16 protein-coding genes are annotated in these 19,141 nt (G+C 73.5%); 12 read left to right on the top strand and 4 right to left on the bottom strand.

Translation table 11 applies throughout. The features are described 5' to 3' along the window. Positions 1 to 106 precede the first annotated feature (106 nt). The 4 genes from dnaJ to ACW14Y_RS21835 all read left to right on the top strand — a co-directional run bounded on the left by dnaJ (position 107) and on the right by ACW14Y_RS21835 (position 4,220). A complete protein-coding gene (gene dnaJ, locus ACW14Y_RS21850) occupies positions 107 to 1,261 on the top strand; it encodes a molecular chaperone DnaJ (RefSeq protein ID WP_380389994.1) in 1,155 nt (384 codons plus the stop codon). Positions 1,262 to 1,268: 7 nt separating this feature from the next. Next, positions 1,269 to 1,796: a heat shock protein transcriptional repressor HspR gene (locus ACW14Y_RS21845; RefSeq protein ID WP_323184986.1), complete on the top strand. Its 528-nt coding sequence runs from the start codon at positions 1,269 to 1,271 to the stop codon at positions 1,794 to 1,796. Between the two features lie 203 nt (positions 1,797 to 1,999). Beyond that, a complete protein-coding gene (locus ACW14Y_RS21840) occupies positions 2,000 to 3,031 on the top strand; it encodes a TrmB family transcriptional regulator (RefSeq protein ID WP_380302202.1) in 1,032 nt (343 codons plus the stop codon). Positions 3,032 to 3,593: 562 nt separating this feature from the next. After that, positions 3,594 to 4,220 carry a TIR domain-containing protein gene (locus ACW14Y_RS21835; RefSeq protein ID WP_266270687.1) on the top strand — a complete coding sequence of 209 codons (627 nt, stop codon included), beginning with the start codon at positions 3,594 to 3,596 and terminating at the stop codon, positions 4,218 to 4,220. A gap of 7 nt (positions 4,221 to 4,227) precedes the next feature. Here the strand turns inward: ACW14Y_RS21835 and ACW14Y_RS21830 are convergent, their stop codons facing one another. The 3 genes from ACW14Y_RS21830 to ACW14Y_RS21820 form a co-directional block, all read right to left on the bottom strand. Further along, positions 4,228 to 4,689 (bottom strand): hypothetical protein, encoded by a 462-nt coding sequence (locus ACW14Y_RS21830; RefSeq protein ID WP_456983029.1) that lies wholly within the window; start codon positions 4,687 to 4,689, stop codon positions 4,228 to 4,230. After that, positions 4,676 to 5,710, bottom strand: a complete 1,035-nt coding sequence (locus ACW14Y_RS21825) for a LuxR C-terminal-related transcriptional regulator (RefSeq protein WP_380302198.1) — start codon at positions 5,708 to 5,710, stop codon at positions 4,676 to 4,678. Before ACW14Y_RS21825 ends, ACW14Y_RS21830 begins: the two co-directional genes overlap by 14 nt. A gap of 608 nt (positions 5,711 to 6,318) precedes the next feature. Continuing rightward, positions 6,319 to 7,443, bottom strand: coding sequence for an SLAC1 family transporter (locus ACW14Y_RS21820; RefSeq protein ID WP_380438694.1), 1,125 nt, complete (start codon positions 7,441 to 7,443; stop codon positions 6,319 to 6,321). A gap of 71 nt (positions 7,444 to 7,514) precedes the next feature. Here ACW14Y_RS21820 and ACW14Y_RS21815 point away from each other — a divergent pair, with 71 nt between their 5' ends. From ACW14Y_RS21815 to pyrE, 8 genes are all read left to right on the top strand, one after another. Next, positions 7,515 to 8,582: a LysR family transcriptional regulator gene (locus ACW14Y_RS21815; protein WP_380302194.1), complete on the top strand. Its 1,068-nt coding sequence runs from the start codon at positions 7,515 to 7,517 to the stop codon at positions 8,580 to 8,582. A 71-nt stretch (positions 8,583 to 8,653) separates the two neighbouring features. After that, the gene (gene clpB / locus ACW14Y_RS21810; RefSeq protein WP_380302192.1) at positions 8,654 to 11,260 is read left to right on the top strand and encodes an ATP-dependent chaperone ClpB; all 2,607 of its coding nucleotides are present in this window, start codon (positions 8,654 to 8,656) and stop codon (positions 11,258 to 11,260) included. Positions 11,261 to 11,442: 182 nt separating this feature from the next. Further along, on the top strand, positions 11,443 to 12,009 hold the full coding sequence (locus ACW14Y_RS21805) for a type III secretion system chaperone family protein (RefSeq protein ID WP_266270682.1): 567 nt from the start codon (positions 11,443 to 11,445) through the stop codon (positions 12,007 to 12,009). 148 nt (positions 12,010 to 12,157) lie between these two features. Further along, complete coding sequence (locus ACW14Y_RS21800) at positions 12,158 to 13,348, top strand: pyridoxal phosphate-dependent aminotransferase (RefSeq protein ID WP_380302190.1); 1,191 nt, start codon at positions 12,158 to 12,160, stop codon at positions 13,346 to 13,348. Between the two features lie 444 nt (positions 13,349 to 13,792). After that, entirely contained in the window at positions 13,793 to 14,329 is a 537-nt protein-coding gene (locus ACW14Y_RS21795; protein WP_456983025.1) for a DUF2617 family protein, read from the top strand. A 142-nt stretch (positions 14,330 to 14,471) separates the two neighbouring features. Continuing rightward, positions 14,472 to 16,121 (top strand): spermine/spermidine synthase domain-containing protein, encoded by a 1,650-nt coding sequence (locus tag ACW14Y_RS21790; RefSeq protein ID WP_380438692.1) that lies wholly within the window; start codon positions 14,472 to 14,474, stop codon positions 16,119 to 16,121. A gap of 139 nt (positions 16,122 to 16,260) precedes the next feature. Beyond that, positions 16,261 to 17,460: a hypothetical protein gene (locus tag ACW14Y_RS21785; RefSeq protein ID WP_456983023.1), complete on the top strand. Its 1,200-nt coding sequence runs from the start codon at positions 16,261 to 16,263 to the stop codon at positions 17,458 to 17,460. A gap of 176 nt (positions 17,461 to 17,636) precedes the next feature. Continuing rightward, positions 17,637 to 18,173 (top strand): orotate phosphoribosyltransferase, encoded by a 537-nt coding sequence (pyrE, locus tag ACW14Y_RS21780; RefSeq protein ID WP_266312201.1) that lies wholly within the window; start codon positions 17,637 to 17,639, stop codon positions 18,171 to 18,173. A gap of 92 nt (positions 18,174 to 18,265) precedes the next feature. Here pyrE and ACW14Y_RS21775 read toward each other — a convergent pair whose 3' ends face one another. Next, positions 18,266 to 18,991 (bottom strand): DedA family protein, encoded by a 726-nt coding sequence (locus ACW14Y_RS21775; protein ID WP_030392495.1) that lies wholly within the window; start codon positions 18,989 to 18,991, stop codon positions 18,266 to 18,268. Positions 18,992 to 19,141 lie beyond the last annotated feature (150 nt).

Here is a 19,141-nt window from a genome sequence, read left to right as displayed (position 1 = left end):
ACGGCGGACGGCTCCGCAGCGCGCTGTCGAGGGTCCCCGGCACCACTGGCCGGGTTCCGACCGTTGACAGCACTGTGACGATGGACCTCGGGAGGTGGCGTCGGCCATGAGCGGCAAGGACTACGTGGAGAAGGACTACTACAAGGTCCTCGGCGTGCCGAAGGACGCCAGCGCCACAGAGATCAAGAAGACCTACCGCAAGCTGGCGCGCGAGTTCCACCCCGACGCCAACAAGGGCGACACCAAGGCCGAGGAGCGGTTCAAGGACATCTCCGAGGCCTACGACGTCCTCTCCGACGAGAAGCGCCGCAAGGAGTACGACGAGGCCCGCACCCTCTTCGCCAACGGCGGCTTCCGCTCCGGCGGCCCCGGTGGCACCGGCAGCTACAGCTTCGACTTCGGCGACCTGTTCAACGGCAGCCAGGGCGGCGGCGGCAGCGGCGGGATCGGCGACGTCTTCGGCGGCCTCTTCAACCGGGGCGGCCGGCAGGCCCAGCCGCGGCGCGGCTCCGACGTCGAAACCGAGGTGACGCTCTCCTTCGAGGAGGCCGTCGACGGTGCGACCGTCCCGCTGCGGATGACCAGCCAGGCCCCCTGCCGTCTCTGCAACGGCACCGGCGCCAAGTCCGGCACCACCCCGCGGGTCTGCCCGACCTGCGTCGGTTCCGGCACCGTGAGCCGGGGCCAGGGCGCGTTCGCGCTCTCCGAGCCCTGCCGGGACTGCCGCGGCCGCGGCATGATCGTCGACGACCCGTGCACCGACTGCCACGGCAGCGGCCGGGCCAGCTCCGCCCGCACCATGCAGGTCCGGATCCCGGCCGGTGTCCAGGACGCCCAGCGGATCCGGCTCAAGGGCAAGGGCGCCCAGGGCGAGCGCGGCGGCCAGCCCGGCGACCTCTACGTCACCGTGCACGTCGACCCGCACCCCGTCTTCGGACGCAAGGGCGACAACCTGACCGTGACCGTGCCGGTCACCTTCCCCGAGGCCGCCCTCGGCGGCACCATCGAGGTGCCGACCCTGAACGGCCCGTCGGTGAAGCTCAAGCTGCCCCCGGGCAGCGCCAACGGCCTGACCCTGCGGGCCCGCGGCAAGGGCGCCACCCGCAAGGACGGCACCCGCGGCGACCTGCTGGTCACCGTGGAGGTCGTGGTGCCCCAGACCGTCACCGGCGACGCGCTGACCGCACTGGAGCAGTACCGCGAGGCGACCGCCTCCGACGACCCACGAGCCGCCCTGTTCAGAGCGGCGAAGGGAGCGTGACGACCAGATGATCCCCGACGAACCCATCGGACCCGGCCTCGGTGACGGCCTTCCCGGTGGTGGCCTTCCCGGCGGCGGCGCCCGTCGCACCACGCGCCGCAGCGCCCCGCAGCCCCACTACGTGCTCACCGAGGAGACCCCGGTCTACGTGATCTCGGTGGCCGCCGAGCTCTCCGGTCTGCACCCGCAGACCCTCCGCCAGTACGACCGGCTCGGACTGGTCTGCCCCGACCGCACCGCCGGCCGGGGCCGACGCTACTCCGCGCGCGACATCCAGCAGTTGCGCGAGGTCCAGCGGCTCTCCCAGGACGAGGGCATCAACCTGGCCGGCATCAAGCGGATCATCGAGCTGGAGAACCAGGTCACCGCCCTCCAGTCCCGCATCGCCGAACTGGCCGACTCCCTGGAGGGCGCGGCCACCGCGCTCCAGCAGCGCGAGGCCACCATCCACGCCTCCTACCGCCGCGACCTGGTCCCCTACCAGCCGCCCACCCCGCACTCCAGCGCCCTGGTGGTCTGGCGCCCCAAGCGCTGACCTCCCGCGCCGCGGCACCGTCGCCGCCGGTTTCCCCCTGGCCGGGGGGTGCCGGCGGCGCGGCGTTTGGTGAGAGAGTGCTCGGTGCAGGCAACAGCAGATCGAGAAACACCGATGCCGGCCCTCGAAGGCTCTGTCCAAGATCCCCGTCGAAGTCGGAGCCCCGGCTTCACACAGCCCTATCCGACACCAGGGAGCCGCAGATGAGCGACCCGGCCGATCCCGGACTCACTTCAGGCGGTCTCGGCGTCCTTTCGGATAATGCGCGCAAGCTGTATCTCGACATCCTGCACACCCACGGTCGCCTGATGCCCGAAAACCGGGAGGCCGCCGACGCCGAGTACCTTCAGGAGCTTCTCGACATCGGCCTGGTGGTGCCGGACACGGACGATCCCCACGTCCTCGTCGCCGTGGACCCCCAGCAGCTTTCGTCCGGGCTCATCGCCTCCTGGCAGCGCCGGGCCCTCGACCTGCTCTCCCGGGCCGAGGCACTGCCGATCGACCTGAAGGACCTGACCGAGGCTTTCCACACGCCGAAGCAGACCGGCGGCAGCATCGAGTACGTGCGCGGAAAAGTGCTGATCAACCAACGGCTGGGCCAGTTGACCACCAGCTGTACCGAGGAGTTCCTGGCCGCGCAGCCGGGCGGTCCCCGCCCCCCGGAGGCCCTCGCCAGCAGCCGGGACCGGGACCTGGCCCTCCTCCAGAGAGGCGCCTCGTTCCGGACGATCTACCACCCGAGCACCCGCTACCACCCGGCCACCAGGGACTACGTCCTGGCGATCACGGACGGGGGCGGGGAAGTCCGCACGCTGGACGAGCCCTATACGCGACTCATCGTCGTCGACCGGCGGACCGCCATCATTCCCGTCGCCGACGACCTGAATGTGGCCGCGTTCATTCACGACAGGGCGATCATCAGCTATCTGGTCTCCGACATCTTCGAGCGCAACTGGAACCGCGCACTCGAATTCGACGGCGCCCGAGCGGTACCCCAGGAAGTCATCTCACGCCTGCGGCAGACGATCATCGATCTGCTGCTGAAGGGCACCAGCCACCGCGTCATAGCCAGGAGTCTCGGCATCAGCGAACGCACCCTCGCACGTCACATAGCGGACATGCGGGAGGACTACAAGGTCGATTCACTGTTCCAGCTCGGATACGTGCTGGCCCGAACCCCTCAGCACGGTCACCCCGAGAGCCGGCCGGACGGGCTGGACCAGGTCACCGACTGACCCGGCGAGCCCCCCGACGGACCGGCTCAGGTCCAGTTGCTGTCGCTGTCCGTCAGTGCCAGCGTCCGCAGCTCCGAGGACGCGGGGCTGTGCGACGCGGGCCGCTGGCCGGAAGCTGCCGAGACAATCTGGCTGCTCGCGGTCAATACTGCTACAACGGCAGCGATCGAAGCCGCCACAATGCGAACGTGCCGGCGCAGGCGAAGCATGCGATCACGCCTTCCTGAGTAGTCGCAAGGTATCGAGCAATGGGAACAGCTGAGCAATCGACCACATAATGCCCCAGCTCGAACGCGCGCGCCACATGCCCCCTGCGCAGAAGTGCGTCATCTCCATGCCAGGCAGTCAGATGCCACCTCGAAGCAGTGGACTCGGCCGCCCCGCACGATGGACGATCAGTTCGCTCCCGATGGTCCCGGCAAGCTCACCACACTTGCCGATGTACCTTCAATTCACCATTCGGCCCCGCCCCTCGAGCGGAGACCGCAGCCACGCCGATCGGAACCCCTGACCCAACCCTGCCGGACCTGGTGAACCCGATCAGCCACTCCCCGGAGTCGACATGACTGAGCCCTACCTGCGTCACCATGACAGCCAGGCCCACGAGGGTCGGCGTGCACGAGTCTTCCTGGCCGCGCCGCTGATGCGGTTGACCGGGCCGGCGGACAGCGTGGTGACTCTCGCCAGCCGGACGCGGCTGACGACCCTCCGCACCACCCTTCTCCGCAGTGGTGCCGCCGTCTACAGCGCCCACCACAGTGACGCCTGGACCGTCGCCGGGCGCGCCCCCGAGCCGCGGGTGCCGTCGGACTTCCGCGCGCTGCAGTCCGCGGACCTGGTCTTCGCCTACGTGGGCGCACCGCTCTCCGCCGGCGTCAGCCTGGAGCTGGGCTGGGCGTCCGCCCTGCGCAAGCCGATCGTCCTGCTGGTGGACGAGGCCATCACCCACAACCCGCTGATCGCCACCATCGAGCAGGTCGCCCCCGTCCTGCCGCTGGTCTTCGACGACACCTGGTCCCAGGAGGCGCTCCACCACACCGTGGAGACCGCCCTCGACTGGGCCGGCATGGCGCTCTCCCTGCGCGAGGGCTTCTGGACCGCCCCCGGCGAGCAGTTCACCGTCCCCCGGCAGCAGCCCCCGGCCGTCGGCCCGACCGGCTACTGGCCCACCGGCGCGGCCGCCGGCTGATCGCGGGTCAGGCACCGGTCCCCGTCCGGGATTCCGGCGTCCGCCGGCCGAGCCGGAACGGCTTCCCCGCGTCGTGGCGTTCCCGCGGCCGGGCGGTGCGAGCGGTGACGGTCCGTTCGCTGCGCCCCGGCCGCGAGGCGACCGCCCGCCGCGCGGGACCCGCGCTCCCCGCCGAACCGGCTGGGGGCGCGATCCGGTCGACGCCCTCGGCCGTCGGCGGGGCTCCCGTCGAACGGTCCCCCGCCCCGATCCGGTCGGCGACCGCCCGCGGACCGACCGGGCCGCAGGAGGCGTCCACCACCGACGGTCCCGGCTCGACCGGGCGTTCCGGCGCGGCGGAGTCGCCGGCGTCGATCTCCGCGCCCCGGCCGCCCTCGCACGGCACGGACGGGCGGAGCTCCCGGCGGCCGCAGCCGGAGGTGTTCAGCGCCCCCGAGCCCGTGACGACGGCGGGGTCAGCCGTCGTCACGCCCGCCCCGCATCAGCCAGCCGAGCTGGAAGAGGGTCTGGGCACCGTAGCGGTCGCGCAGGCGGGAGATGTGGGCGGCGACGGTGCGTTCGCTCAGGCCCAGCCTGGTGGCGACGGCGCGCTGGGTGAGGCCCCGGGCGAGGAGGCGGCCGACGCGTTCGGGAGCGCTGTGGGCGGCGCCCCGGCCGGGCGCGGCGGAGCGGCCGATGGCGTCGGCGCGGCACCAGTCGCGCTCGAAGGCGTTGACGATGAAGGCGATCCCGGCCGGGTCGGTGATGAACGCGGCGGTGCTGTGGTCGTCCGAGGCGGAGATCACGGCGACCGAGCGGTCGAAGATCATCAGCCGCTGGATGGGCTCGTCCAGGATCCGGATCAGCGAGCCGCGCCGGGTGACCTCCTCGGCGTAGGCGAGGGCGGGCGGTTCGGACATCGCGACCGGCTGGTAGATGGTGCGCAGCGAACACCCGCGCCGGAGCAGCTGGACGTCCTGCTGGATCGCGATCTTGAGCGCGTCGGCCGGGCGGGGCCCCGGCTGGGCGGTGAGGACCTCGGTGCGGCAGTCGGAGACCAGCTGCGAGATCCGGTGCCGGATGTGGATGTGGCCCTCGATGTAGACCGCGCCGCCGGAGCGCTCGGGCGGGCGGGGCATCGCGTCGTAGGCGCGGGTGAGGGCGTCCAGGGTGCCGGGGAGGTTCTCGGCGCGGACCAGGAGCCGGGTGGCCTCGCTGCGGAGTTCGGCGCCGAGCCGGTCGCTGACCGAGCGGGGGCTCACGGCGGTGTAGCAGGCGTCCATCGGGTTGGGCATCAGCAGGCCGATCGAGACCAGCCGGCGGACGGCCTCCCGGTCGGCCTCGGGGACGTCGGCGACGCGGATGCGGCCGCCGTCGGCGAGGATCGCCAGGTAGAGGCCGCGGGCGGTCTCGTCGGGTTCGCCGGCGGTCGCTCCGGTGCCGGTCGTGCCCTCGCCGTCAGGGGTGCCGCCCGGGGTGTCCTTCGGATCGGCCGTCGCTCCGAACGTCACGTCGAACGCTCCCTGCCGGGTTCTCTCGGGGGTCTGGTGCTCCTCGCGCGCCGCGCGGCGGCCGGTGGCCCTCACGCTACTGGGGACCGACGGGCCCCCGGACCCCGGGTGCCGTCGCACACGGGTCCGGGGAGCCGTCGGTCCACGCCGCGGTCACAGTGCCTCCGGCGAGGCGGAGCAGCAACGCCTCGCCGGCTCCGGTCCCGGGGGCCATCACCACACATGGCGTCCCGGCCGGCGCTCTTCCCCCCCGATATGCAGGCACGTGCGGACGTGCCGGTCGCATCCAGCAATGAAGAGCAAGTCACCGTCGTCGGGCTGCGGTTGCCCGGTCGACCTGGCGTGGCTCCACCCTCACAGCGTGACGGCCGGTGAACAAGTGCCGCCCTGCTGCATGTTCTCGCAATTGCAGAAACCTGCAGCACCGGACCGGCCCCGACCGCCGCGGGTCGCTGCCGGTTCCTGCGAAGGTCCAGGTCAGCGAGGTGTGGCGGAAGTTCTCCGACCGCCCGTCCGGTCGGTGGCGGACGCGCGGAGTCCGGAAAACCGGACGCGGGAGGCCGTCGGCGGCGGTACTGCGGGGCCGTCGGGGCCGGTCCCGGCGGGCCTCAGCGGGCCAGCAGCCGTCCGTCGGCCAGCGCGCGGGCCGTGCCGCCGGCCGCGAGCGCCCAGCCCGCCAGCAGCAGCGCGAACAGGCCGACGGCGAGCCCGGTGAACCCGGCGAAGCCGGTGTGCCGGGCCAGCGCGGCGGCCCCGGTGACGCAGGTGCCGATCGGGAAGGTGAACGCCCACCAGGTCATCCCGAACCCCATCCCGGCCCGCCGGGCGCGCAGATTGGCGGCGAGGGCGAGCAGCAGCCACAGCATCGCGACGCCGATCACGGCCACGCCGTACAGCTCGGCCAGCGGGAGCGCGACCGGGGCGAGCCCGGGGAGGACCGGGCCGGCGGCGTCGGCGAGCTGGTGCACGGCGGTGGTGGACTGGCCGAGCGGGCCGAGCACCAGGAACAGGGTCGGGGTGAGCGCCAGGGCGGAGAGCTTGCTGTGCACCAGGCCGGTGAGCACCACCGGCAGCAGGGCCAGGGTGGCCAGCAGGCCGATCCCGAACAGCGTCGCGCAGCCGTACAGCAGGGCCTCCCGGGCGCCGCCGGCGGGCAGGTGCGGGACGAGCGCGGGGCCGGCGGCGGAGGCGACCAGCGGGGCGACCACGGGCAGCAGCCAGGTCGGGTTGGCCCCGAGCGGGGAGACCTTGTGCCGGGTGATCATCAGATAGGGGATGCCGACCGCGACGGCCAGCGCGTACAGCGTGCCCGCCGTCCACAGCACCAGGTCGATCGCGACGGCCGGGCCGGTGCCGAGGACCCGGGAGCCGACGGTCAGGGTGCCGAGGCCGACCGAGAGCAGCGCCATCGGCGGACAGCCGTAGAAGACGGCGGTGGCCGGGTTCTCCAGCAGGTGCTCCCTGGCGGCCTCGCGGTGCCGGGTCAGGTGGACCGCGCGGGCGGTGCCGAGCAGCAGCAGGGCGGCCAGTCCGAGCGCCCACACCACCTCGGCGAACCCCAGCAGGCCGGGCCACCGGACCGGGAGGGCCGCCGCGCCGTTCGCCACGATCGCGGTCCCCATGACCACCGCGTACCAGTTCGGGGTGAGCTGGGAGAGGTCGAGGCGGCGGGCCCGGTCGGCGAGACGGGCCCGGACGGACAAGGGGGGAGCGGCGCTGAGCAGGGTGACCATGGCATCAACCGTCCCCCGGGAGGTCGGCCGCCGGTAGCGCCGCCCGCTCTATGAGGGCATAGCCTGAATCTATGCCCCTCTCCCCGCGCGTCCCCGAAATCGGTGCCCTGGAGCTGCTGCTCGCGGTGGCCCGGCTGGGCAGTGTCGGGCGGGCCGCCGCCGAGATCGGGGTGAGCCAGCCGACCGCCAGCGCCCGGATCAAGGGGATGGAGCGGCAGATCGGCGTCCCGCTGCTGGAGCGCTCCCCGCGCGGCTCCCGGCCCACCGAGGCGGGCCGGCTGGTGGTCGAGTGGGCCCGGCAGGTGGTGGAGGCGGCGCAGGCGCTGGACGCCGGGATCGACGCGCTGCGCGAGCGCCGGGACGCCCGGCTGACCGTGGTGGCCAGCCTGACCGTCGCCGAGTACCTGATGCCGGGCTGGCTGCTGGCGCTGCACGCGACCAATCCGGGGACGGCCGTGACGCTGCGCACCGCCAACTCGGCGGACGTGGCCGGGCACGTGCTGGCCGGGGACGCCGACCTGGGCTTCGTCGAGGGGCCGCTGCCGCCGGCCGGCCTGGCGGGCGCGGTGGTGGCGGCGGACCGGCTGGTGGTCGTGGTGGCGCCGGACCATCCGTGGGCGCGGCGGCGCGCGCCGCTGTCCGGGGCGGAGCTCTCGGCGACCCCGCTGGTGCTGCGCGAGCCGGGCTCGGGAACCAGGGAGGTGCTGGAGATGGCGCTGGCCCCGTACGGCGGCGCCGCGCCGCCCCGGCTGGAGCTGGCCTCGTCGACGGCGCTGAAGGCGGCGGCGATGACCGGCGCCGGGCCGGTCTGCCTGAGCGAGCTGGCGGTGGTGGAGGAGTTGGCGACCCGGCGGCTGGTGGCGGTGCGGCTGGCGGAGGAGCTGGACCTGCGGCGGCCGCTGCGGGCGGTCTGGCCGTCCGGGCAGCGGCCGACCGGACCGGCCCGGGACCTGCTGGCGCTGACCCGGCGGACGGCGGGGACGCACCAGGCGAGGATGGCCCAGGCGCGGAGCCTCCCGCCGAGGTCGGCGGCCCGGCCACCGACCGGGACGGGCACGGCGGCCGGCGCGACCGGGGCGGCCGCGCGGAGCGAGCGGCCCGTTCTGCGGGCCCGCCCCGACCGTTCACGCAAAAGTTGAGCGGAATAGACTCAACTTAGTGCATGCTGTAGAGAGCAGACATCAGCTCGACGAGGGAGGACCCCCCAGCAGTGGACGCCAGCAAGTTCACCACCAAGACGCAGGACGCCCTGTCCGCCGCGATCCGGCAGGCCGGCGCGGCCGGCAACCCGGACGTCAAACCGGTGCACATCCTGATCGCCCTGCTGGAACAGCCCGAGGGCATCGCCAAACCGTTGCTGGAGGCGGTCGGCGCGGACGTGTCCGCGATCGACGCCGAGGCGCGCCGGCAGCTGGCCGGGCTCCCCAGCGCCTCCGGCTCCACCGTCGCCGCGCCGCAGCTGGCCCGCGACACCATGGCCGTGCTGACCGAGGCCGGCAAGCGCGCCGACGACCTCGACGACCAGTACGTCTCCACCGAGCACCTGCTGGTCGGCCTGGCCGCCGAGGGCGGGGCGGTGGCCGAGCCGCTGGTGCGGCAGGGCGCCACCGCCAAGGCGCTGCTGGCCGCGTTCAAGGACGTCCGCGGCAGCGCCCGGGTCACCTCGCCGGACCCCGAGGGCACCTACAAGGCCCTGGAGAAGTACGGCACCGACCTCACCCAGGCCGCCCGGGACGGCAAGCTCGACCCGGTGATCGGCCGGGACCAGGAGATCCGCCGGGTGGTGCAGGTGCTCTCCCGCCGGACCAAGAACAACCCGGTGCTGATCGGCGAGCCCGGCGTCGGCAAGACGGCCGTGGTCGAGGGCCTGGCCCAGCGCATCGTGGCCGGCGACGTGCCGGAGTCGCTGCGCGGCAAGCGGCTGGTCTCGCTGGACCTCGGCGCGATGGTGGCCGGGGCCAAGTACCGCGGCGAGTTCGAGGAGCGGCTGAAGGCCGTCCTCAACGACATCAAGCAGAGCGACGGCCAGGTCGTCACCTTCATCGACGAGCTGCACACCATGGTCGGCGCGGGCGCGGGCGGCGACTCCGCGATGGACGCCGGCAACATGCTCAAGCCGATGCTGGCCCGCGGCGAGCTGCGGATGGTCGGCGCCACCACCCTGGACGAGTACCGCGAGCGGATCGAGAAGGACCCGGCCCTGGAGCGCCGCTTCCAGCAGGTGCTGGTCGGCGAGCCGAACGTCGAGGACTCGATCGCCATCCTGCGCGGCCTCAAGGGCCGGTACGAGGCGCACCACAAGGTGCAGATCGCGGACGCCGCGCTGGTCGCCGCGGCCACCCTCTCGCACCGGTACATCACCTCCCGGTTCCTGCCGGACAAGGCGATCGACCTGGTCGACGAGGCGGCCTCCCGGCTGCGGATGGAGATCGACTCCTCGCCCGTCGAGATCGACGAACTCCAGCGCTCCGTCGACCGCCTGCGGATGGAGGAGCTGGCCCTGGAGAAGGAGTCGGACCCGGCCTCGGTCGACCGGCTGGCCAAGCTCCGCCGCGATCTCGCCGACAAGAACGAGCAGTTGAGCGTGCTCACGGCCCGGTGGGAGCAGGAGAAGAAGAGCCTGAACCGGGTCGGCGAGCTCAAGGAGCGGCTGGAGGACCTGCACGGCGCGCTCGAACGCGCCCAGCGGGACGGCGACTTCGAGCGCGCCTCCAAGCTGATGTACGCCGAGATCCCGGCCGCCGAGAAGGAGCTCACCGACGCCCAGGAGCGCGCCGCCGGCGAGGACACCTCCGACTCGATGGTCAAGGAGGAGGTCGGCCCGGACGACGTGGCCGATGTGGTGGCGTCCTGGACCGGCATCCCGGCCGGCCGGATGATGGAGGGCGAGAGCTCCAAACTCCTTCGCATGGAGGAGGAGTTGGGCCGACGCCTGATCGGCCAGCCGGAGGCCGTGCAGGCCGTGTCGGACGCCGTGCGGCGCACCCGCTCGGGCATCGCCGACCCGGACCGCCCGACCGGCTCCTTCCTCTTCCTCGGCCCCACCGGCGTCGGCAAGACCGAACTCGCCAAGGCCCTGGCCGACTTCCTGTTCGACGACCAGCGGGCGATGGTCCGCATCGACATGAGCGAGTACGGCGAGAAGCACTCCGTCTCCCGACTGGTCGGTGCCCCGCCCGGGTACATCGGCTACGAGGAGGGCGGCCAGCTCACCGAGGCGGTCCGCCGCCGCCCGTACAGCGTGGTGCTGCTGGACGAGGTGGAGAAGGCCCACCCCGAGGTCTTCGACGTGCTGCTCCAGGTGCTCGACGACGGCCGGCTCACCGACGGCCAGGGCCGCACGGTGGACTTCCGCAACGCGATCCTGATCCTCACCTCCAACCTGGGCAGCCAGTTCCTGGTGGACCCGACCACCCCGGACGAGCGGAAGAAGGACCTCGTCCTGGAGTCGGTGCGGTCCGCCTTCAAGCCGGAGTTCCTCAACCGGCTGGACGACATCGTGGTCTTCGACCCGCTCGGCACCGCCGAGCTGACCCGGATCGTCGACCTCCAGGTGGCCCGGCTCGCCGAGCGGCTGCGCGACCGGCGGCTCGACCTGGAGGTCTCCGCCGCCGCCCGGGACTGGCTGGCGCTCACCGGCTACGACCCGGCGTACGGCGCCCGGCCGCTGCGCCGGCTGGTGCAGTCCGCGATCGGCGACCAGCTGGCCCGGGCGATCCTGGCGGGCCAGGTGCACGACGGCGACACCGTGCTGGTCGAGCGGGACGAGACCGGCGACCGGCTCACCGTGCGTGCCCGCGGACCACTGGAGAAATGACCCTCCGGGACCGGCCGACCGGGCCCGCCGCGCCCCCGGATCACCCGGGGGCGCACCATGATCCGGCCATGCCGTCGCCTCTTGCGGGCACCCCTGTGAGGTGGGGCCCGGATGAGGCAGGATGGACTCGGAAGGGCGGCCTCTCATTGCCGACCACCACGTGCACTGAGGAAGAGGACCCCATGAGCATCGACCCGTCGTCCATCCCGTCCTTCGGCGCGCCGCAGGGCGGTCAGCCCGGCGGTCAGGGCGGCCGACCGGCCGGCCCGCCGCCGATCATCGTCCCGGACCAGGCCCTGGTCGGCCAGCTGCTGGACCAGATGCAGCTCAAGCACGTGGTCGACGAGGAGGGTGACCTCACCGCTCCCTGGGAGGGCTTCCGCGTCTACTACATGTTCCGCGGCGAGCAGAAGGAGCTCTTCGCGGTCCGGGCGTTCTACGACCGCGCGTACCCGCTGGAGAAGAAGGGCGAGATCCTCGACCTGATCGACGAGTGGAACCGGGAGACCCTGTGGCCCAAGGTCTACACCCACACCCACGAGGACGGCGTGGTCCGGCTGATCGGTGAGGCCCAGATGATCGTCGGCACCGGCGTCAACCTGGACTACTTCGTCACCACCACCGCCAACTGGACCCAGGCCGCGGTCGGCTTCGAGCAGTGGATCGTCGAGCGGCTGGGCCTCCAGGACGAGATCGAGGGCGAGGGCGGCGAGGACAAGCCCTCCGCCGACGGCTCCGAGGAGAACTGAGCCCGCGGGGAACCCCCGCTCACGGCCCGCCACCGACGCCCGGTGGCGGGCCGTCCTTGTCCCCGGGGCCCCTCCGGCCCCAGGATGGGCCCGACCGGGCCCCGGGACGGGCCCGACCACCGCCGACACCGAGGTACGAGGAGCCGTGATGGGTGCGAGGCCGCTGCTGAACCGTCGTCTGGACGGGCTCGGTACGACGATCTTCGCGGAGATGTCCGCGCTGGCCACCGCCACCGGCTCGATCAACCTCGGCCAGGGGTTCCCCGACACCGACGGTCCCGAGGAGGTCCGCGAGGCCGCCGTCCGGGCGCTGCGCGACGGGCGCGGCAACCAGTACCCGCCCGGCCCGGGCGTCCCCGAGCTGCGGGCCGCGATCTCGGCGCACCAGCGGCGCCGCTACGGCCTCGCCTACGACCCGGACACCGAGGTGCTGGTCACCGCCGGCGCCACCGAGGCCATCGCCGCCGCCCTGCTCGCCCTGCTGGAGCCCGGTGACGAGGTCATCGCCCTCGAACCGTTCTACGACTCCTACAGCGCCTGCATCGCGATGGCCGGCGCGGTCCGGGTCCCGCTCACCCTGCGTGCCCCCGACTTCCGCCCCGACCTGGACCGGCTGCGCTCCCTGGTCACCCCCCGCACCCGGCTGCTGCTGCTCAACTCGCCGCACAACCCGACCGGTCTCGTGCTCTCCCCCGAGGAGCTCGCCGCCGTCGCCGAACTCGCCGTCGAGCGCGACCTCCTGGTGGTCACCGACGAGGTCTACGAGCACCTGGTGTTCGAGGGCGCCCACCACCCGATCGCCGCCCTGCCCGGCATGCGCGAGCGCACCGTCTCGATCTCCTCGGCCGGCAAGACCTTCTCCTTCACCGGCTGGAAGGTCGGCTGGGTGACCGGCACGCCCGAGCTGGTCGCCGCCGTCCGCACCGCCAAGCAGTACCTGACCTATGTCAGCGCCGGCCCGTTCCAGTACGCCGTCGCCGAGGCCCTCGCCCTCCCCGACAGCTACTTCGACGGCTTCCGCGCCGATCTGCTGCACAAGCGCGACCTGCTCTCGGACGGCCTCGAAGCGGCCGGGTTCCGGGTCTTCCGCCCCGGGGGCACCTACTTCGTCACCACCGACATCACCCCGCTGGGCGAGCAGGACGGCATCGAGTTCTGCCGCGGCCTGCCCGAGCGCTGCGGGGTCGTGGCGATCCCCAACGCCGTCTTCTACGAGGACGTCGACGCGGGCCGCCCGCTGGTGCGCTTCACGTTCTGCAAGCGGGTGGACGTGCTGGAGGAGGCGGTCGACCGACTGACCCGGCTCCGTCCCGTCGACCGGACCTCTCGCACGTCCTGACGATTCGTCAATTCTCCCGGCAGGTGGTGGATTTACTGCCTGCCGGGCAATCCGTCGTGCCTGCGCGGCAGGGTTCCGCCGGAGGCTGCTACCGTGCGCCCGGCGGGTCCGGGGCGAGGGCGCACGCGTAGTGCGAACAGCGTGCGAGCCGCGCACACGGCGTGCGGGCCGGGGCGAAAGGCGCGCGCGGTGCACAGTCGCACACCGGGTCGATCAGAGCAGCGAAGCCGATGTGCTCGAAACGGTGAATGCTTGACAAAGTTGGGTAAATCACCGACGGACCCGGCGTATTCGTGCTTCTCTGCTGCTGAATCTCCAGCCGGAATCCTTCCTTCCACGGTCGGCCGCGCCCTGGACCGCACAGCCACGAACAGCCCCGCCTTGACCCGGGCCCACTCGCTGCTGCTCGGAGGGCGCGCACGGAGCTGAAACGCGGAGCCGAGCATGCTCACCACTTTGCAGACCTCCTACACGGACACCCGCGCGGGTGACCTGGCCTGGTGCCTGGGCGGCGAGCCGCTGCCCGCCCTCGCGGTCCGCGACCTGAGACTCGACGGCCCCGGCCACCCCGGCCACCCCGGCCCGTCCGGCACCCTCCAGCTGCGTCTGCTGGGCGCCTCCCACCAGGTGGTGATCGCCGCCGGCCCCGGCCACTGCCTGGAGACCGTCGCCTGCCTGCCCGGCCGCCGGACGCCGCTGCCCGCCCGGGTGGCCAAGCAGGTCGACGGCTGGGAGTACGAGTTCGCGGCCCGGATCGAGGCCCTCCCGCCGCACGACTTCGCCGCCCGCGCGCAGGAGTTGCTCGCCCTGGTCGAGGGCCACCCGCGCGGCCTGGCCGGCGTCTTCCCCGGCGACCCCAGCGCCTTCACCGCGCTGGTCACCCAGGGCGGGGTGGACCGCCTGCTCTGGCGCACCTGGCACGCCTATCCGCAGGAAGGGCGGCTGGTCTGCACCCGCTCCTCGCTGGTGGTCGCCCGATGACCGGCACCGGCCCCACCCGGCCGTCGATAGCCCCGGCCGTGTGCCTCCATTCGTACGCAGGAACGATTCGTCAACCTGCGATACCGCCCTGTCCGTCGAATGGGCGCAGCCGTCCGTCCCGAACGTCGCCTAGCGTTTGTTCGTGATCAATCATCCGGTCGGTCCGCCCCCCGCACAGCCGGGCCTCGACCTCGACGACGGCAGCCCACCCCGGCCCGGGCGGAGCCTGACCTCCCTGCCCGCCCGCCGTCGGTCCCGCCTGCGTGCCCGCCCCGAGCTCGCCCGGGCGGTGGTGCTGCTCGCCGCGTTCGTCTGCGCGGCCTGCGGACTCGTCTACGAGCTGGAACTCGTGGCCCTCGGCGACTATCTGCTCGGGGACTCGGTCACCCAAACCTCGGTCGTGCTCTCCGTCATGGTGTTCGCGATGGGCCTCGGCTCGCTGCTCGCCAAACGCTTCACCCGACGGCCCGCCACCGCCTTCGCCCTGGTCGAGTGCGCCCTCGCCCTCACCGGCGGCCTGTCCGTACTGGCGCTCTACTCCTGCTGGGCCTGGATCGGCCGCTACCAGGCCGCGATGGTCGGCCTGACCTGCCTCATCGGCGTCCTCATCGGCGCCGAGATCCCGCTGCTGATGACCCTGATCCAGCGGATCCGCCGCGAGGACGCCGGACGCGCCGCCGCCGACCTCTTCGCCGCCGACTACGTGGGCGCGCTGATCGGGGGCCTCGCCTTCCCGTTCCTGATCCTGCCCCTGCTCGGCCCCGGCAGCGGCGCGCTGGTCACCGGCGCCGTCAACGCCGTCGCCGGGGGCGCCCTGGTGCTCTGGCTCTTCCGCGAGGAACCGGACCCCCGGGCCCGGCGGCTGCTCTGGGGCGGCTGCGCGCTCGTCCTCGCCCTGCTCGCCTCGGCCGCCCTGTGGTCCGGCGCGGTCGAACGGGCGGCCCGGCAGGCCCTGTACGGCGGGCAGATCCGCTCCGTCAGCCAGAACCGCGACCAGGAGATCGTGCTCACCGGCCCGGCCGAGGGCCCGCTGCGGCTGTACGTCGACGGCCGGCTCGCGGTCTGCGGACCGGACGCCTACCGGGGCGACGAGGCCCTCGTCCACCCCGCCATGGCCGCCGGGCCGGACGGACGGGTCCTGCTGCTCGGCGGCGGGGACGGGCTCGCGCTCCGGGAGGTGCTGCGGCACAGCGGCGTCCGCTCGGTCCTGGTGGTCGACCCGGACCCGGAGCTCCCCCGGCTCGCCCGCACCGACCCGGGCCTCGCCGCGCTCTCCGGCCGGTCCCTGGACGACCCCCGGGTGCGCACCGCCGAGGCCGACCCGCTGGACTGGCTGCGCGGTGTCCGGCCCTCGCCCGGCCAGTCCTTCGACGTGGTCCTCGCCGACCTGCCCGCCCCCGCCGACGGCGGACCGGTGAAGTTCCACTCCCAGGAGTTCTACGGCCTCACCACCCGGCTGCTGGCCCCGGGCGGACGGCTCGCCGTGCGCGGCGGCGAGGAGCAGCCCGGGCGGCAGGGGCTGTGGCAGGTGGAGTCCGGGCTGCGGGCGGCCGGGCTGCGGACCGTCCCGTACGCCGTCGCGGGCGGCGCGACGGCCAGTTGCCGGCCGGGGCCGGCGAGCAGCCAGAGCTTCCTGCTCGCCGCGGCCGCCCAACCGCCGCTCACCCTCTCCCCAGACGCACCGCCGCCCCGCGCCCTCACCGCGGACGGCCTGCGCGCCTCCGCCGCCCGCCTCACCGCGCTGCGGCCGCTCCGTCCGCCCGCCGCCCTCACCCTGCTCGGCCCGCGCTGACCGGATCCGCCGCCCCGTCGGCCCCCGGCGCTCGGGGGTCGACGGCCGGGCGGCGGGCGGGCGGCGGGCGGACGAGCCACGGCGACAGGTAGGGGACAGGGCGGGGCCGGGCGCGGGTTCGGTCGGTAGGCTCCGTGGCATGGAGCATGAGGTTGTCGTCCCGATGCCGGCCGGGCAGGTCAGGCAGGCCCTGCAGGATCCGGCGCTGCTGGCGCGTTCCGTGCCGGGGCTGAGCACCGAACCGGCCGCCGTCGGCGGTGGCCCGGCGGAGGAGATCGGGGGCCGGCTGAAGCTTCGGATCGGCACCTCCAGCATCACCTACAAGGGCGTGCTCTCACTGATCGAGGGCCGCGAGGGCGTGCTGACCGCGTTCGCCGAGGGCCAGGAGGCGCGCGGCAGCGGCGAGGCGACCGCCACCGTCCGGATCAGCGTCGCCGAGGGCACCGAGCAGGGCACCTCGGTGGTGCGCTTCACCGGTGACCTGAGTGCCACCGGGCGGCTGACCGAGTTCGACGGCGAGACGCTCGACGCGGCCGGGCGCCGGCTGCTGGACCGCTTCGCCGCCGCCCTGGCCTCGCCGGACGGCACCGCGGAGGCGGACGGCGACGCCGAGGGCGGGACGGGGACCGGGACGGACGCGGAGGCGGACGCGGACGCGGGAGCGGACACCGTCACCGGGACCGAGCCGGACGCCGCCGAGGACGTCCAGGATTCCGACGACACCGACGCCTCCGACGACACCGACGACACCGACGAGACCGGCGACTCCGACTCCCCGGAGGACTCCGAGGACTCGGCCACGGTGGTGTTCCTGGAGAACCGCCACGAGGCCCTCGACGAGGACCGCGAGGACGAGCCCGGCGACGACCTCGACGACGACCTCTCCGACCTCATCGCCTTCTCCGACGCCGACGCCGAGCGCTTCGGCCTGCCGCTGGGCGACCCGGACGAGGCCGACGACGTCGACGAGCCCGCCGCCGGCGGGGCCGGGGCCGACGCGCCCGCCGCCGGGACCGAGCGCGAGGTCTCCGCCGAACTCCCCGCCGAGCCGCCCTTCGGCTACGAGCCGGAGCCGGTGCTCGGCGGCCCGGTCCGCCGCAGCATCGTCGGCCGCTCCGCCGAGGAGGTCGACCACGCCCCGCCGCGCGGCCCGTACGCCCCCGCCCTGCCGGCCCGCAGCGCCCGCGCCCGGGCGGCTTCCCGCTGGGGCGGCGACGCCGGCGGCATCGTGGTCCCCGGAGTGGGCGGCCGCAGCACGGTGCCGTGGATGATCGGCGGCGGAGTGGCCCTGCTGGGCGGCACCGTCGTGCTGGTCAGGGCCCTGCGCCGCCGCCGCTGACCCGCCACCCGCCGACCGGCCCCGGGCCGGGGCAGGCTCAGGGTCCGCCTTCGGACCCCCGTCGTCCGCCCGGAGGGCGGGCGGGGCGTCTCCCCCCGAGCGAAGGCCGGGGGCGTGGGTGCCCCGGCGTCGCACCGCAGGCGGGGGCCCGAATACAGGCCCTAGACTGAATGTCCATGAGCAACGACCGCGACGCCCTGCTGGCACAGATCAAGAACAAGGCCGTCGTCCACGGCAAGGTCACCCTTTCCTCCGGCAAGGAGGCCGACTACTACGTCGACCTGCGCCGGATCACGCTGGACGGCCAGGCCGCTCCGCTGGTCGGCCGGGTGATGCTGGACGCCACCGCGCACCTGGAGTACGACGCCGTCGGCGGGCTGACCCTGGGCGCCGACCCGGTCGCCGCCGCGATGCTGCACGCCGCCGCCGCGCGCGGCCGTGAGCTGGACGCCTTCGTGGTCCGCAAGGCCGGCAAGGCGCACGGCCTGCAGCGCCGGATCGAGGGCCCGGAGGTCAAGGGCCGCCGGGTGCTGGCCGTCGAGGACACCTCCACCACCGGTGGCTCGGTGCTGACCGCCGTCGAGGCCCTGCGCGAGGCGGGCGCCGAGGTGGTCGGCGTCGCGGTGATCGTCGAGCGCGGCGGCGCCGCCGCGGTCGAGGCCGAGGGCCTGCCCTACGTCACCGCGTACAACCTGGACGACCTGGGCCTCTGAGCCCCGGCTCCCCGCACGACCGAACGGCCGGGGCCCGGCGCTGTTTCACGTGAAACAGCGCCGGGCCCCGGCCGTTGTCCTGGGTGGAAGGCTCAGCCGCGGCGGTGCCGGCCGCCGCCGGCCTGGACGGCGTCGGCGTCGGCGTTCTCGGCCTCCGGACCGGCGGCCTTCTTCTTCCGGCGCTCGCGCAGCACCTCGACCAGCATCGGCGAGATGGAGAGCAGCACGATCAGCAGCACGGCCGGGATCAGGTACTTGTCGATCACCGGGGCGAGCGCGTCACCGAAGAAGTAGCCGATCAGCAGCATCGACTCGGTCCACAGCACGCCGCCGACGACGTTCCAGAGGAAGAAGGTCCTGGCCGGCATCTCCAGCGTGCCCGCGACCGGGTTCAGGAAGGTCCGGACGATCGGCATGAAACGGGCGAGCACGACGGCCTTGCCGGGGCCGAAGCGGTTGAAGTACTCCTCGGCCTTCTGCACGTACTCGCGCTTGAAGATCTTCGATTCGGGCTTGTCGAACATCTTCGGTCCGACCTTCACCCCGATCTGGTGCCCGAGCTGGGCCCCGGCGATCGCCGCGATCGGCGCCCCGATCAGCAGGGTGGCGATCGGCAGTCGGTGGCCCTCGCCGAGGACCGACGAGGCGGCGCTCGACGCGGCGACACCCGCGATGATGAGCAGCGAGTCACCCGGGAAGAAGAACCCGACCAGCAGGCCGGTCTCCGCGAAGATGATCGCGATCAGCCCGATCGCACCGAGGGACGAGATCAGTGATTTGGCGTCGAGCAGATTGACGGCCAGCTGGTTGTAGTCCACGGCCGCAGGATAGCGGGCCCGTCTTTGTTCGAGCCTCGCCCCAGGGGGTCGGTGGGTACTCATCCTTTCGTCGCACGTCACCGCCGTGCCCGGGGCACGGCCTCCGAACGGCGGGCTGCCGGGGGCGGCCGTCCCGACTGGCGGGCCGCA

It is taken from the genome of Kitasatospora sp. cg17-2 (assembly GCF_054031055.1).
Note: the sequence above shows the minus strand (reverse complement) of the source record. Positions and strands in the feature narration are given on the sequence as shown.

Bases quoted from the DNA above. Each gene is read 5' to 3' on its own strand.
- dnaJ (WP_380389994.1), top strand. From the start codon at position 107: ATGAGCGGCAAGGACTACGTGGAGAAGGACTACTACAAGGTCCTCGGC.
- ACW14Y_RS21845 (WP_323184986.1), top strand. From the start codon at position 1,269: ATGATCCCCGACGAACCCATCGGACCCGGCCTCGGTGACGGCCTTCCC.
- ACW14Y_RS21840 (WP_380302202.1), top strand. From the start codon at position 2,000: ATGAGCGACCCGGCCGATCCCGGACTCACTTCAGGCGGTCTCGGCGTC.
- ACW14Y_RS21835 (WP_266270687.1), top strand. From the start codon at position 3,594: ATGACTGAGCCCTACCTGCGTCACCATGACAGCCAGGCCCACGAGGGT.
- ACW14Y_RS21820 (WP_380438694.1), bottom strand. From the start codon at position 7,443: ATGGTCACCCTGCTCAGCGCCGCTCCCCCCTTGTCCGTCCGGGCCCGT.
- ACW14Y_RS21815 (WP_380302194.1), top strand. From the start codon at position 7,515: ATGCCCCTCTCCCCGCGCGTCCCCGAAATCGGTGCCCTGGAGCTGCTG.
- ACW14Y_RS21805 (WP_266270682.1), top strand. From the start codon at position 11,443: ATGAGCATCGACCCGTCGTCCATCCCGTCCTTCGGCGCGCCGCAGGGC.
- ACW14Y_RS21800 (WP_380302190.1), top strand. From the start codon at position 12,158: ATGGGTGCGAGGCCGCTGCTGAACCGTCGTCTGGACGGGCTCGGTACG.
- ACW14Y_RS21795 (WP_456983025.1), top strand. From the start codon at position 13,793: ATGCTCACCACTTTGCAGACCTCCTACACGGACACCCGCGCGGGTGAC.
- ACW14Y_RS21785 (WP_456983023.1), top strand. From the start codon at position 16,261: ATGGAGCATGAGGTTGTCGTCCCGATGCCGGCCGGGCAGGTCAGGCAG.
- pyrE (WP_266312201.1), top strand. From the start codon at position 17,637: ATGAGCAACGACCGCGACGCCCTGCTGGCACAGATCAAGAACAAGGCC.